13 protein-coding genes are annotated in these 14445 nt (G+C 40.5%); 2 read left to right on the forward strand and 11 right to left on the reverse strand.

Features of this window, described 5'->3' with window-relative positions; genetic code table 11:
- Positions 1–30: 30 nt before the first annotated feature.
- Together dtd and ADH51_RS01385 are read right to left on the reverse strand one after the other, a co-directional pair.
- Positions 31–474: a D-aminoacyl-tRNA deacylase gene (dtd, locus tag ADH51_RS01380; protein ID WP_002886426.1), complete on the reverse strand. Its 444-nt coding sequence runs from the start codon at positions 472–474 to the stop codon at positions 31–33.
- 12 nt (positions 475–486) lie between these two features.
- Positions 487–2706 (reverse strand): RelA/SpoT family protein, encoded by a 2220-nt coding sequence (locus tag ADH51_RS01385; RefSeq protein ID WP_037604083.1) that lies wholly within the window; start codon positions 2704–2706, stop codon positions 487–489.
- 167 nt (positions 2707–2873) lie between these two features.
- On the opposite strand from ADH51_RS01385, the gene nrdI reads away from it, so the two are divergent.
- Positions 2874–3332, forward strand: a complete 459-nt coding sequence (nrdI, locus tag ADH51_RS01390; protein WP_002883589.1) for a class Ib ribonucleoside-diphosphate reductase assembly flavoprotein NrdI — start codon at positions 2874–2876, stop codon at positions 3330–3332.
- Between the two features lie 41 nt (positions 3333–3373).
- Here the strand turns inward: nrdI and ADH51_RS01395 are convergent, their stop codons facing one another.
- The 8 genes from ADH51_RS01395 to tig all read right to left on the reverse strand — a co-directional run bounded on the left by ADH51_RS01395 (position 3374) and on the right by tig (position 12677).
- The gene (locus ADH51_RS01395) at positions 3374–5914 is read right to left on the reverse strand and encodes a bifunctional 2',3'-cyclic-nucleotide 2'-phosphodiesterase/3'-nucleotidase (protein WP_048673989.1); all 2541 of its coding nucleotides are present in this window, start codon (positions 5912–5914) and stop codon (positions 3374–3376) included.
- Positions 5915–6078: 164 nt separating this feature from the next.
- On the reverse strand, positions 6079–6822 hold the full coding sequence (locus ADH51_RS01400) for a 16S rRNA (uracil(1498)-N(3))-methyltransferase (RefSeq protein ID WP_048673991.1): 744 nt from the start codon (positions 6820–6822) through the stop codon (positions 6079–6081).
- Positions 6823–7776 (reverse strand): 50S ribosomal protein L11 methyltransferase, encoded by a 954-nt coding sequence (gene prmA / locus ADH51_RS01405; RefSeq protein WP_048673993.1) that lies wholly within the window; start codon positions 7774–7776, stop codon positions 6823–6825.
- The gene (locus ADH51_RS01410; protein WP_037604207.1) at positions 7777–8223 is read right to left on the reverse strand and encodes an NUDIX hydrolase; all 447 of its coding nucleotides are present in this window, start codon (positions 8221–8223) and stop codon (positions 7777–7779) included. It abuts the gene before it with no gap.
- Between the two features lie 15 nt (positions 8224–8238).
- Positions 8239–8709 carry a DUF3013 family protein gene (locus ADH51_RS01415; RefSeq protein WP_037598883.1) on the reverse strand — a complete coding sequence of 157 codons (471 nt, stop codon included), beginning with the start codon at positions 8707–8709 and terminating at the stop codon, positions 8239–8241.
- Positions 8710–8803: 94 nt separating this feature from the next.
- Positions 8804–10408, reverse strand: coding sequence for a CTP synthase (locus tag ADH51_RS01420; protein ID WP_002889723.1), 1605 nt, complete (start codon positions 10406–10408; stop codon positions 8804–8806).
- 252 nt (positions 10409–10660) lie between these two features.
- Positions 10661–11236 carry a DNA-directed RNA polymerase subunit delta gene (gene rpoE / locus ADH51_RS01425; protein WP_002885605.1) on the reverse strand — a complete coding sequence of 192 codons (576 nt, stop codon included), beginning with the start codon at positions 11234–11236 and terminating at the stop codon, positions 10661–10663.
- A 157-nt stretch (positions 11237–11393) separates the two neighbouring features.
- Positions 11394–12677, reverse strand: coding sequence for a trigger factor (tig, locus tag ADH51_RS01430; RefSeq protein ID WP_037598880.1), 1284 nt, complete (start codon positions 12675–12677; stop codon positions 11394–11396).
- 142 nt (positions 12678–12819) lie between these two features.
- Between tig and ADH51_RS01435 the strand changes: the two genes are divergently transcribed.
- The gene (locus ADH51_RS01435) at positions 12820–13662 is read left to right on the forward strand and encodes a mechanosensitive ion channel family protein (RefSeq protein WP_048673996.1); all 843 of its coding nucleotides are present in this window, start codon (positions 12820–12822) and stop codon (positions 13660–13662) included.
- 107 nt (positions 13663–13769) lie between these two features.
- On the opposite strand, the gene ADH51_RS01440 is transcribed toward ADH51_RS01435, so the two are convergent.
- On the reverse strand, positions 13770–14267 hold the full coding sequence (locus tag ADH51_RS01440; RefSeq protein WP_002885610.1) for a sigma factor: 498 nt from the start codon (positions 14265–14267) through the stop codon (positions 13770–13772).
- Positions 14268–14445 lie beyond the last annotated feature (178 nt).

The raw sequence follows: 14445 nt of genomic DNA on the forward strand, positions 1-14445 counted from the left end.
ACCTCTCACACAAGGCGAGAAATGGTTTGTTTATCGATTTTTGGTATCTAAAATAATGGTCACAGGTCCGTCATTGACCAAACTAACCTGCATATCTGCGCCAAAACGTCCTCTTTCTACAGGAACATGAGTTGACAAGGATTGGTTGAAATCGTCATAGAACTGGCTAGCCATGTCGGGCTTTGCAGCACCCGTAAATGCTGGTCGATTCCCCTTTTTCGTATCTGCAAAAAGCGTAAACTGAGAAATCGACAAAATTTGGCCACCAATATCCTTAACAGAAAGATTCATCTTGCCATCTTCATCTGAAAAAATGCGCATATTGACAATCTTACGAACTGCATACTCTAGGTCCTCTTTGGTGTCCTCGGGACCAACTCCAACCAAGAGTAAGAGTCCCTGCTTAATAGCGCCAACCGTACAATCCTCAATAACCACAGAGGCACTTTGCACACGCTGAATTACAATCTTCATCGCAGTAACTCCTTAACCATTCGTACGTTTAACACTGTAAACATCAGGGATAATTTTAATCTTATCCACAAGACCAGTCAATTCAATAAGGTTTGCAATTTCAAAGCTAACGTGAATATTGGCAAACTTCATGTCCTTAGTCGGTTGTGCATTGACCGTAGCAATGCTCTTGGTCGTATTTGACAAGATTTGAAGAACATCATTCAACAGACCAGAACGGTTAAGGCCATAGATGTCAATCTCTGCCAAATAAGATTTATTAGCATTACGTTCATCCCACTCTACTTCGATTAAACGTTGTTCATAACCTTCTTGACTCTTGATATTATTACAATCTGAACGGTGAATAGCAATTCCACGGCCCTTGGTGATGTAACCTTCAATCTCATCTCCAGGTACTGGGTTACAGCACTTAGCGATACGCATGAGGAGACCAGAGGCACCTTGAATGATGACTCCATTTTCACTCTTAACCTTAAGAACTTCTTTCTTCTCAGTCTTAACCTCGCCACCGTTCATTAGCTCTTCAGCTTCAGCTTTTGCCTTAGCACGCTCTTCCTCACGGCGTTCTTTTTCTGTCAGACGATTGAAAACAGCAGCAGCACTAATTTCGCCAAAGCCAACAGCGGCATAGAGAGCTTCTTCACTACGCACACTCATACGAGGAAGAATTTCCTCAATATGTTTCTTGTCTAGGTACTTATTGGCAATATAGCCATGCTCTTGGAAGTAGGCAATCAACAGCTCACGACCTTTGGTGATAGAAGCTTCCTTATCCTGATTCTTAAAGAATTGTCGAATTTTATTTCTGGCCTTGGTTGTCTTGACCATCTTAATCCAGTCACGACTAGGACCAAAAGAATTGGCATTAGTGACAATCTCAACCACATCACCTGTCTTAAGTTTGGCAGTCAAGGGAACCATACGGCCATTAACCTTAGCACCTGTAGCCTTCTCTCCAACTTGGGTATGGATAGCATAGGCAAAGTCAATAGGTCCTGAATCTTTAGGTAATTCCTGAACAGCACCATTTGGCGTAAAGACATAAATACGCTCTGAGAAGATATCCTCTTTAACAGAGTCTACAAATCCCATAGCATCACCATTTGAGGCATCTTGAAGTTCAACAAGATCTTTAATCCAGTTCATTCCCAAAGCGGACTCTTTCGAATCTACCTTGCCCTTGATCCCTTTCTTGTAAGCCCAGTGAGCTGCAACCCCGTATTCAGCAACTTGGTGCATTTCCTTGGTACGGATTTGGATTTCAATAGGTCCTTTTGGTCCATAAACCGTTGTATGGATAGACTGGTAACCATTGGATTTAGGATTGGCAATATAGTCTTTGAAACGGCCAGGCATCGGACGCCAGAGCTCATGAATGTATCCCAACATGGCATAAACATCACTGTGCGTCTCCATGACACAACGGATGGCAATCAAATCATAAATTTGATCGAAGCGCTTTTTCTTGTCGCGCATCTTACGATAAATGGAGTAGATATGCTTTGGACGACCATAAACATCACCAACAAGTCCTTGTTCAGCTGTGTAGGTCTTAATTTTATCGACAATCTCGTCCACAAGTTCCTCACGCTCACGACGTTTTTCCTTCATCATGTGAGAAATCTTGTAGAATTCCACCTCATTAAGGTAACGGAAGGACATATCTTCCAATTCCCATTTGATACGACTGATACCCAGACGGTGAGCCAAAGGAGCATAGATTTCCATGGTTTCACGAGAAATGCGCTCTTGCTTATCCTTGCGAAGATGCTTTAGGGTACGCATATTGTGTAAACGGTCGGCCAATTTAACCAAGATGACACGGATATCCTTAGACATGGCCATAAGCATCTTACGGTGGTTTTCAGCCAACTGCTCCTCGTGGGACTTGTACTCAACCTTACCAAGCTTAGTAACACCGTCTACGATATTTCGTACATCCGTACCAAAATCCGTTTCCAAATCATCGAGCGTTTTTTCGGTGTCTTCAACGACATCGTGTAAGAAACCACAGGCTACTGTCACTGCATCAAGATGAAGGTCTGCCAGGATACCTGCCACTTGAATAGGATGAATAATATAAGGTTCTCCTGACTGACGAGATTGCCCACTATGAGCATCTGTCGCATAATGCCAGGCTTTTTCAACTAATTTCAAATCATCTGCTGACATGTAGGCCGAGCAAATGTCTAAAATTTCTTCTCCTGTTACATTTTTATCTTTAGCCATGATTTCTTCCTTCGCTTCTTTTAATAACCTTTATTTTATCACTTTTACAAGTAAAGAAAAAGAGCTAGATAGGCAATTATTAACTGCAAGGAGCCAACTTGAAAAGCACAACATCTTGTGTTAGAATGATTGAGCAAACACAAGATATAGATAGAAAGAGGACGCTTATGTCTCAACTTACCCTCGTTTATATTAGTCTAAGTGGCAATACCCAAAGCTTTGTCAAACGTATGTCTGACTACCTATCCCTCAACCACGGGATTGAATGTCGCCAAATCAATATTAAAGAGCTTAATCATGAAACCTTCCAAGTAGATGAACCCTTTGTCGCACTCTTACCAACCTACCTTGAAGGAGGAAATGGCGTTGACAATGGAGATGTTGAGATCCTAACCAATCCACTGGGTGACTTTATCGCAGCCCATGGCAATCACGAACGTTGCTTTGGTATCATCGGTTCTGGTAACCGTAACTTCAATAACCAGTACTGCCTAACCGCCAAACAGTACAGTCAACGTTTTGGTTTCCCAATGTTGGGTGACTTCGAACTACGCGGTACACAGTCCGATATCGAACGTCTAGCACCTATTATCCTAGAAGCCCAAAAGAACTTTAACCAACGCTAAAACTAGAGCAAAAAAGCCCTGTCAGGGGCTTTTTCCTTTGCTTAATTTTTTTCGTGTTTTTTGATTCCAAAGAATCCAGCCAAGGTCATAAGAACCAGACCAGCTAAAGTTGCTGACACAGATTCGTCTGAACCAGTGTTTGGCAAGGTCTTAACTGAACTTGAACCTTGAGTTTCTTGTACTTGAGCTTGAGGCAAGATAACGACTTGAGCGTTTGACAACTGGATAGCTGGGGCAGGTTTAGCCACGCTAGCACCTACAATAGCTTTTGGTGTCTCACGCTTAGTTTGATCCGCTGTCTCAGAACCTTTTGGTAACTTCTCAGATTCTTTCTTAGTCGTATCCTCAACTTGATTTGCCTTTTCCTTAACAACCAAACGATACTCTGCAAATCCTGCTTGTGTTGATGGTCCTACATAACTAATGGCATCCTGACCAGCAAGGTGGGCACGCGCATTGTCAGATGAAGCAAAACGGATATCTGCATTCGTAATATTAGGAACGAAACTCCAATTTCCATCAGCAGTTGGGTTAATCGTTTTCTCACTAACGATATAATCAATGATTGCCTGACGATTCTCAAGATTGAGGAGACGTTTTTCTGCAGCATCCTTAACACCAGGGAAGTTACCAGTCGCACGATAGTTGTTAGTCACGACAAGGAAAGTCTGATTCAAATCAATGGGTTTACCTTGATAAGTCAAGTCACGAACACGACTAGCATCTGGGTTAACCAACTTACCTTCACGATCGTATTTGTTAGGTTGTGTCAAATCAAACTTATAAGTCACCCCATCAATCACATCGTAATTGTATGAGCGATAGCTACTATTAATGAGTTGTTGTGGCTCTTTGCTATTAGGATCAATTTGATTGAACTGTCCTGCAGACATTTCCAACCATTCTTTTATTTGTGCACCAGTCACCTTGAGTAGGGCAGTAACATTGTCGTAGAGGTAGAGGTCCGCGACATTCTTAATGGCTAATGGTCCTGCTGGAATATCGGTATAGTAAGTCGCATCCCCACGAGTCCCCGCCTTGAAAGGTGCTGCAGCTGAGAGGAGTGGAAGATTCGCATCTGCTGTTCCAGCTACTTGTTTTTTAGCATACCATAGTTGTGCATTATTAACGATTTGAATAGATGGATCGTCCTGAACCTGAGCAAAATAGCTAGTAATTGGTGCAGTAGTCTCACCAACTTCCTTACGAACATAGTTGATTGTTCCATTATGGTCATGAGCAGCCATATTAATTAAGTCCTTGTCCGCAACATCTGACTTAGTATCAATCTTTTCAAGCTTGGCCTTACTGTTAACAACTTTCCATTTACCATCCGTGTAAGTCAATTTGACATCCATGATGCCTAGATGATCTCCGAATTTACCAGCCATAACCACAGGTTTCCCATTGATGAGACCATTGACATCATCTACACCAGGATATTTCGCATAAAAACTTGTACCATCTCCATTTGGGAAATCCGCATGAGAATGCCCTGTCGCAACAGCATCAACGCCTTCGATACCAGCAATTTGGTAACCTTCATTTTCCTCATTCTTAGTGTATTCATTGTCACCAATACCAGAGTGAGCAGCAACAAGGATAAAGTCAGCTCCTGCAGCCTTCATCTTAGGAACGATAGTCTTAACAGCCTCCATTGGATCATCCACAGTTACCTTACCTTCAAGGTTGGCCTTATCCCAAACCAAAATCTGTGTTGGAAGGACACCAGTAATACCGATTTTTAGCGTTACCTGTTTGCCGTCTGTATCAGTAAAGGTCTTGTTAACAATCTTATAAGGGTTGTAATAGTAGTCACCTGTCTGAGCATTACGCACGTTGGCATTGATAATGTTAATCTTAGCAGCCTTAACCATACGATCCAAAAATTCTAGACCATAGTTAAACTCGTGGTTTCCAAGTGTTTCGGCATCGTAACCCAGCATCTCAAAGGCCTTGTACATAGGGTGAGTCTCACCTTGGGCAACGGGGTCAATCAAAGCCTTATAAGTCCCAAAAGGAGTTCCCTGAATCGTATCCCCACTGTCCACTAAGACCGTATTGGGATTAGTTTCACGGGCTTTTTTGATAAGAACAGCAGTTTTAGACAAACCAACTGTTTGAGACGGCTTATCTTGATAATAATCATAGTTAACCAAGTTGGTATGAAGATCTGTTGTTGACAAAATCTGCATATCAACGGTCTGCCCCTCATGAGCAGGCTCTGTAACAGTTTCAGCCTGTACTGGCACTGCTGGTGTCACCTGATTGGCATTTGTCAAAACAGCACTGGCTTCTTGACTTGCTTGGTTCGTTGAGGTATTAGCTGATGGCTCTGTAGACGCATTTGTCACTACTGTTGTTGGCGTAGCAGAGACAGTCTCTGTTCCTCCTTGAACAGCTGTCCCAGAAGTTCCTTGTCCTGATACTACAGAGGCACCACTATCTGCCACAGTTTCGGTAGAAGCAGTTGGTACTGGTGCCGTTGCTTCATCGGCTTGCCCTATGACTTGTGGCACAGTCAAGAGAGCAAAGAGGCCCAAAACCACAGCGGATTGAGTCACATAACGATTCGTTTTCATTAAAAATCTTCCCCTTTTATAAAGATAATACAATTATATTAAACCTAAATAAGATTATCAACTTTTTTAGAATTACTCGATTTGTCATACAAAACCAATAACAAGATGCAATCTTAGCTTAAAAGTGTCAAATACAAAAAAGTTGGAACAAGGCCAACTTTCTCTTATTTATTCAATTCTAGGGCATAACTCACACTACTCAAAGCGTAGAGAGGAGCCGTTTCCGTCCGCATAATACGCGGTCCAAGGCCAATTTTAACGCCACCAGCTTCCTCAAAAACATCAATCTCAGACGGAGAAATACCACCTTCTGGTCCAAAGATAAAGAGAATTTTCTGACCATTCTCTACCTGAGCCAACTCACGAGCTAGAGTAGCCAACTCACCTGCTTTGGCTGTTTCCTCATAGGCGATAAAAATCTTATCAAAATTATCTAATTCTGATAGAAATTCCCCTTTTTTCTCGAACAATCTGACTTCTGGCACACGATTACGCTTGGATTGTTCTGCAGCTCCTAGAGCAATTTTGGCAAGCTTATCTTCCTTCTTGGCTAGCTTCTTACCATCCCACTTAACCACAGACCAGTCGGCAGGGAAGGCCCAAATAGCCTGAGCTCCAAGCTCTGTTGCCTTTTGTGTCACCAACTCCAGTTTATCTCCCTTGGGAAAACCTGAGGCAATGGTTACAGATACAGGCATCTCGACATTATCAGTTAAATCTTCAATCACTTCAAAGACGTGATTCTCACGGTCAGTCACACGCGCAAGACGCTTGATACCATCTTCAAAAACCAAGACAACCTGATCATCCTCTGTTAAACGCATAACGTTAAACATATGCTTCACAGTATCCTTGTCTTTGATAATTACTGGATTTTCAACCTGCCCCTTTATAAAATACTGTTGCATTTAGCCTCCAATCACACCTGAAATATCATCTGTCTTCTTGAAGACACAGGCATTCCACTCTCCCTGAACCATGTGAGTTTCTAGGAAGAAACCAGCTTTCTCAGCCGATTCACGCACCATATCCCATTTTTCAGAGATAATCCCTGACATAATCAAATAACCTTCATCCTTAACCAAACGGTCGGCATCTTCTGTCAGGTGGATGAGAATATCCGCCAGAATATTAGCCACGATAACATCAGCTTCTTGCGTCACGCCCTTCAAAAGATCTCCCGCAGCAACATGAATATTTTCCATACCAGGATTCATATCAATGTTTTCCTGTGCCACTCGAACCGCTACATCGTCAAGGTCATAAGCGTAGATTTCCTTGGCACCAAGCAGAGAGCTAGCAATCGAGAGGACTCCTGAACCAGTCCCCACATCAATCACCGTCTCACCACCACGAAGCACCTGCTCCAAGGCAAAGAGGCTCATCTTAGTTGTTGGATGTGTTCCTGTCCCAAAGGCCATACCAGGATCCAACTTAATGACCTTTTCCCCCTCTGATGCCTCATAATCCGTCCATGACGGTACGATAGTCAGGTCATGGGTAATGCGAGCTGGTTCATAGTATTTTTTCCAATTCTCAGCCCAATCTTCTTCAACCAATTCTTGAGTAGCTAAGTGAATATCTCCAGTTTCAAGACCAAAATCTGTCAACTCAGCCAAACGCTCATTGACCTGCTTAGTAATGGCCTCGATATCTGCTGACTCTGGATAATAAGCCGTAATTTTAACCGTTTCAACCTGCTCAACCTCAGGATAAAGTTCCCCAAAACGGTCCGCATTTTCCAAATAATCTGCACTATCATCAATAGCCACACCCTGGCTCCCAGACTCAATTAAAATATTAGAAGCCGCTTCTTCGACCTCACGATTAACTTCAATCGTTAATTCTTGCCATTTGTCCATTTATTTCTCTGTTTCCTTTCCTACTAAATAGTCTTTAAAGCGTTCCTGCAACTGGGCAATGACACCTTCTGCTTTTATAAAATCCTCTACAGGCATTAGTTTAAATTCCTGTCCCTCGTCACCAAAACGAATCTCACGATACTGCTCTTGGCTAATTTGGCCAACCACAAAGACAGCTGACCTATCTTTATCCAACATACTAGGATAGATTTTCGACCAAATAATCGATTCCTCTTTCAAAGTCAAGCCCAGCTCCTCCCAGACCTCACGTTGAAGACATTCAAGAGGCGTTTCTTGACCTTCTCTTCCACCACCTGGCAACTCCCATGTATTTGGCCAAGGAATATCTGGTTTATTATCTCTGAGAATGACCAAAATACTTTGCTCTACGAGTAAGGCAGCCTTAACACCTGTAAAATCGAACTGATCTTTTAAATAAGCATCCATCCCTTTTCGCTCCCTTTAATACCTTGGATAAGCAAAAAATTCCTTCTCTTCAAGTTGAGCTTTCCCTTTTTCGAAAGCTTCTTTGTCCCAAACCAAACCGAATTCCTCAGGTCCATCATCAGATAGAAAATCCATCAAGTCACTCAATCCTTCTGTTGCCACCTCATTCAAGGTCTCCGCAAAATAGGACAAAAACTCACGAGATAGACCTTTCTTAGGTTCATATGGAATTGTCACTAGGTAGTCCTCTTCATCAAAACGTGATTTTGCTGGATTGTAAAAGAGCACGTAATCCTCAAAAATGACATCTTCATCAGACACTTCACCCTTATCATCAATAGTCTCGACATTGCTACTGTTTTGCGCTTCCAGGATAAACGTTACTTCCACAGCATGATTCTTTTTATCCCAGTCCATAGCAAAATCATAGTCCAAGTGCTTATCCAGTTCTTCTTCTAATACTGACAAAAAGCCAAATTTAGCCATTTGTTTTCCTCGTTCTTTCTTATTATTCCCTTTATTTTAGCATAAAAGGAACTAATAAAAAACAGAGTAGGCTATCCCACTCTGTCTTAGATAATTATTTAGCATTTTCAACTGCTGCTGTCACAAAGGCACTGTAAAGTTCTTCCGCATGGTTTGGACGGCTATGATATTCTGGGTGGTATTGCGCTGCCACAAAGAATTTCTTGTCTGGGAGTTCTACAACTTCCATCAAACGATTATCTGGTGACACACCTGAGAATACAAAGCCCTCAGCCTCAAACTGTTCACGGAACTTAGTATTAAATTCATAACGGTGACGGTGACGACGTTGAACAACTTCTTGGTTGCCATAAGCTGCAGCTGCCTTAGAACCTGGTTTCAACTTACATGGGTAAAGACCAAGACGAAGAGTACCACCCATGTCTTCAATGTCAATTTGATCACGCATAATATCGATAATTGGATATTTTGTGTTTGGATCAAGCTCAGCTGAATTAGCGCCATCCAAGTGAAGAATGTGGCGAGCAAACTCAATACATGTCAATTGCATACCGAGACAGACACCCAACATTGGCACATCATTCTCACGTGCATAACGAATAGCTTGAATCTTACCTTCAGTACCACGTTGACCGAAACCACCAGGAACAATAATACCATCAGCATCAGCCAAACGAGAAGCAACATTTTCAGCAGTCAAATCATTAGCATTGACCCAGTCAATATCAATGGCAGTATCATTTGCCAAACCTGAGTGTTTAAGTGCCTCAACTACTGACAAGTAAGCATCGTGAAGCTCCACATACTTACCAACAAGAGCAATTTTAGTTGTTTTCTTAAGGTTAAGCACCTTATCAACCATAGCAGACCACTCTGTCATATCTGCAGCTGGAGCATCCAGTTTCAAATGATCACAAACGATTTGATCCATACCTTGAGCCTGCATATTAAGTGGCACTTGATAGATATGTTCCACGTCGAGTGATTCGATAACAGCCTCAGGTGCAACATCACAGAACTGAGCTAATTTATTCTTGATTCCTTGACCAGCAGGTTGTTCTGTACGAATAACCAACATATTTGGTTGGATACCCAAACCACGCAATTCCTTAACAGAGTGTTGCGTTGGCTTTGTCTTCATTTCACCAGCAGCCTTCAAATAAGGAAGAAGCGTTGTGTGGATATACATAACGTTGTCAGAGCCCACATCAGCCTTCATTTGACGAAGAGCTTCAAGGAATGGAAGACTTTCAATATCACCAACCGTACCACCAACTTCAGTGATAATGACATCTGAATCAGTTGTTGTCGCTGCGCGCTTAATCTTGTCTTTCAAAGCATCTGTGATATGCGGAATCACCTGAACAGTCGCACCAAGATACTCTCCTTTACGTTCCTTACGCAAAACTTCGCTATAAATCTTACCAGTAGTCACGTTAGAGTATTTATTAAGATTGATATCAATAAAACGTTCGTAGTGACCAAGGTCAAGGTCAGTTTCAGTACCATCATCAGTGACATAAACTTCACCGTGTTGGTAAGGACTCATTGTTCCTGGGTCAATATTGATGTAAGGATCAAATTTTTGAATCGTAACCTTAAGACCACGGTTCTTAAGCAAACGCCCAAGACTTGCAGCTACAATCCCTTTACCAATTGAAGATACCACACCACCAGTGACGAAAATATATTTTGTCATGTTAACTCCTTATAATATAATTCAAAACAACTACAGATAGCAGATTGGTTACCCACTCAGATAATCACGATAGTCCTTTCCTAGTACCTGATTGGAGCCGTACAAAGTACCTCACCTTAGACAAGTCCAGTAAATGACTAAAAACAAAAATGACCCCCAAGAGTTTTACTCTGGGAGCCTTAATCATGACCTCTTCAAAAGAGGTGCCCGATAAATAGTCTAAACTATCCAAGACCATTTGTCAATGAAAACTTAGTCGTTTGACTCATCCTCATAGTCATCGTCATCATCTTCTTCTGACAACTCAACATCATCCAAATCATCATCTGGAATAATTTCATTCAGCTCAGAGTCATAAGATTCCACTTCAGCTTTCTCATCATCTTCGCTATCGTCGTCATATTCAAGACTATCAGAATCAGGTGTAAAGTTCTCGTCTTCTGGATCATCGTCATTATAATCGATGGCATCTTCATCACCATCCATGAAGGCATTAACTTTCTTGTTCTTACGTTTTGGTGCATTTTCATCAGTATCTTCCAATGTGATGACCTCTTCATCGATTTCATCAATTGCATACCATGAACGCAAGCCCCATTTGTTATCACCTAGTGGAATGAAACTTCCATCCGTATTCAAATCTGAATAAAAGAATGGCAAAGCATTGCGGATATCAGCATCCGATTTTTCTAAGTAATTTTGAATTTCATTGACCAAATCATTGAAATACATTTCATTATCACGACCACGTGTTTCTAAGATAGCACGGGCCACTTCAATCATTGATAATTCACTTTTTTCTTGTCCAGCAAATACGTCTAGTTCCAAAGTGGTTCTCCTTCATTCTTACTCAAGCTAGTTTCTATCAGAAATAGCTCAGCAATCAATTTTTCGCTACCTTTTATTTTACGCTAAAAAGAGTCAATAGTCAAAGCATTTATAGAAGAAAAAATCAAGTCTCAACAGAAACTTGATTTTAGTCATATTATTTAACTTTTGCTGTGCTTGTGATAACTTCAACAGCTTTCTTCATAGTGATATCGTGTTTAAGCATTTCAGGTGAAAGAAGTGCAGAAACTTGTGATACTTCCATGTTGTACTCAGCTGCAAGATCGTTAATTTCTTTTTGGATTTCTTCTTCTGTAGCGTCGAATCCTTCAGCAGCAGCAACAGCTTCGATAACAAGGTTAGTTTTCACACGTTTGTCAGCGTCAGCTTCATATTGTTTGTGAAGATCTTCTTGAGTTGTACCAGTGATTTGGAAGTACATTTCAGGAGAGATACCTTGACGTTGCATGTTGCCCATGAATTCGTTCATAGCACGGTGAACTTCGTCTTCAACCATTTCTGCTGGCAATTCAACGATTTCAGCGTTTTCAACAGCCAAATCAAGTGCAGCACCTTCAACAGCGTCATCAAATGCGATTTCTTTAGCTGCTTCAAGTTCTTTACGGTATTTAGCTTTCAACTCATCAAGAGTTTCAACTTCATCGTCAAGATCTTTAGCCAACTCATCATCAAGAGCTGGAACTTCTTTAGCTTTAACTTCGTTAACTTTAGTAACAAATACAGCAGCTTTACCTGCAAGGTCAGCAGCTTGATAGTCTTCTGGGAAAGTTACTTTAACTTCTACTTCATCACCAGCTTTTGCTCCAACCAATTGGTCTTCGAAACCTGGGATAAATTGACCTGAACCAAGTTCAAGAGAGTGGTTTTCACCTTTACCACCATCAAATTCAACACCGTCTACTGAACCAACAAAGTCGATAACAACAGTGTCGCCATTTTCAGCTGCACCTTCTTTAACAACCAATTCAGACAAGTTTTTGCGTTCGCTTTCAAGCTTAGCATCAACTTCTTCATCAGTAACTTCTTTAGAAGCTTCAACTGAAACTTCAAGATCTTTATATGCACCAAGTTTTACTTCAGGTTTTGTAACAACTTCTGCAGTAAGTGTCCAATCTTGACCTTTTTCAATTGATTTTACATCAATTTTTGGTTGTGCAACAACATCAAGACCAAGTTCAGCAATCGCTGCTTCATAAGCTGCTGGAAGAATTGCATTCAAAGCATCGTCGTAAAGAGCTTCTTCACCAAATTTTTGGTTAAATACGGCACGAGGCATGTGTCCTTTACGGAAGCCTGGAGCGTTCAAATTCTTTTTAACCTTGTTAAATGCTTGATCCAAAGCTGGTTGAATTTTATCTTGACCGATAGTGAATGTCACCACACCACGGTTAGTGGCTGTGTTTTCAAATGATACAGACATGTAGTCATTCTCCTTAAAATTTTTTATAGATACAGTTTAGTTTACCATATTTCAAAGCCTTTTAAAAGTTTTTTTATCCAATTTAATCACAAGAAAATCGTTAGAAACTGCTACTTTATCAAAATTTTGATAAACTAGAGCTATGAATATTTTACAAAGATACATCCAACAATTTAATTTTGAAGAGACCCTAATGGTACTCATTACGAAAGGGATTAAACTCCTTATTCTCCTCATCATCTTTCTTCTTAGTAAGAAGATTATCAACTTCCTTTTTAAACATACAGTGGGACGCTCTCTAGCTTGGACAATTCAAACACCTGCTCGACAAAAAACCATTGAACGATTACTACACAATTGCATGAACTACGTGCTATACTTCTTCCTTATTTACTGTCTTCTTAGTATCCTTGGGGTCCCAGTATCTAGCCTCCTTGCTGGGGCAGGACTTGCTGGAGTTGCTCTTGGTCTAGGAGCTCAGGGCTTCCTATCTGATGTCGTTAATGGTTTTTTCATATTGTTAGAAAACCAATTTGAAGTCGGTGACGCAGTTGAAGTAGGAGCCGTTACAGGCCTTGTTTCAACCGTAGGTATTCGCACTACTCAAATTCGAGGATTTGATGGTACTCTTCATTTTATACCTAACAGAAATATCACAATTGTATCCAACAAATCTCGAGGAGACATGAGAGCTCAAATTGATATCCCAGTCTATCCATCAACCGATATCAATAAGGTGACAAGCATCATCCAAGAAGTAAATCAAGAAAACATTGAAAACTATCCTCAAATCTGTGGAGCACCAAATATCATTGGATTAAGCACAACTCCTTCCGGACAACTAGTATTTCGCATTGACATCTTTACAAAAAATGGACAACAAACTCATATCTATGCAGACTTCTTGAAACTTTACCAAGAAGCCCTAATCAAAGAAAATATTGAACTTCCAAGATTTATTGGAAACCCTATAGCAGTAAAATAAATTCATTACATTAAAAACACTTCAAAAGATAGATAAGATGAATCTACTTTCGAAGTGTTTTTTATTCATATTAAACAATATTGCCAGTCAAGGTTCTATATTAAGAATTAATCATCTTCATTGTAAGGATCAAAATCAACCATCCAAAATTTTAACTCTCTGATCATCTTTTTTCGACCTCTAAAACACTCCCCAGCTAGCAAACGGTCTAACTTAGTAGCATCTTCCGAAGACAACTGATTACGGAAAGCATTAAGCTGCTCATCATAAACAAGCCTATCAACAGCATCTAACTCTTTATTTGGAAGACAAAAAGCAATATCTGAAATTTCAATATAACATTGTCGATTAGCTTGACGTTTTACAGACTCCTGCCTTCTAACCTCATCATTAAGTCTATTCCTAAATTTAGTTTTAAAATAACGCCGTAACTTATCATCATCAGACTTTAATTCAGGAAACTTTTCTAAAAGCTGATAAAGCGTCATCATAGCCTCTTGCTCCATATCAGCAAGGTCCCAAAGTTGGATGAAATATTGTCTACTAGCCTTAAGTACAATCGGCCTTACAACTTCATATGCATGAACAAAAACTTCTTGTTCCATTCAACCTCCTATTAATAGATATAATTTTTGTAATTAAATTAATTACGAAACCTATTATAAGAGATAGATAAGAAATAAAATAGCGACATATATGTCACTATAAAAGGTGATAAAAACAAAAAAAGCTAGACCTACGTCCAGCAATGAAATCTATACTCCGCCAGTAGGACTCGAACCT

Origin of the sequence: Streptococcus sp. 449_SSPC (assembly GCF_001073005.1) — a bacterium.
Classification (GTDB): Bacteria; Bacillota; Bacilli; order Lactobacillales; family Streptococcaceae; genus Streptococcus; species Streptococcus salivarius_F.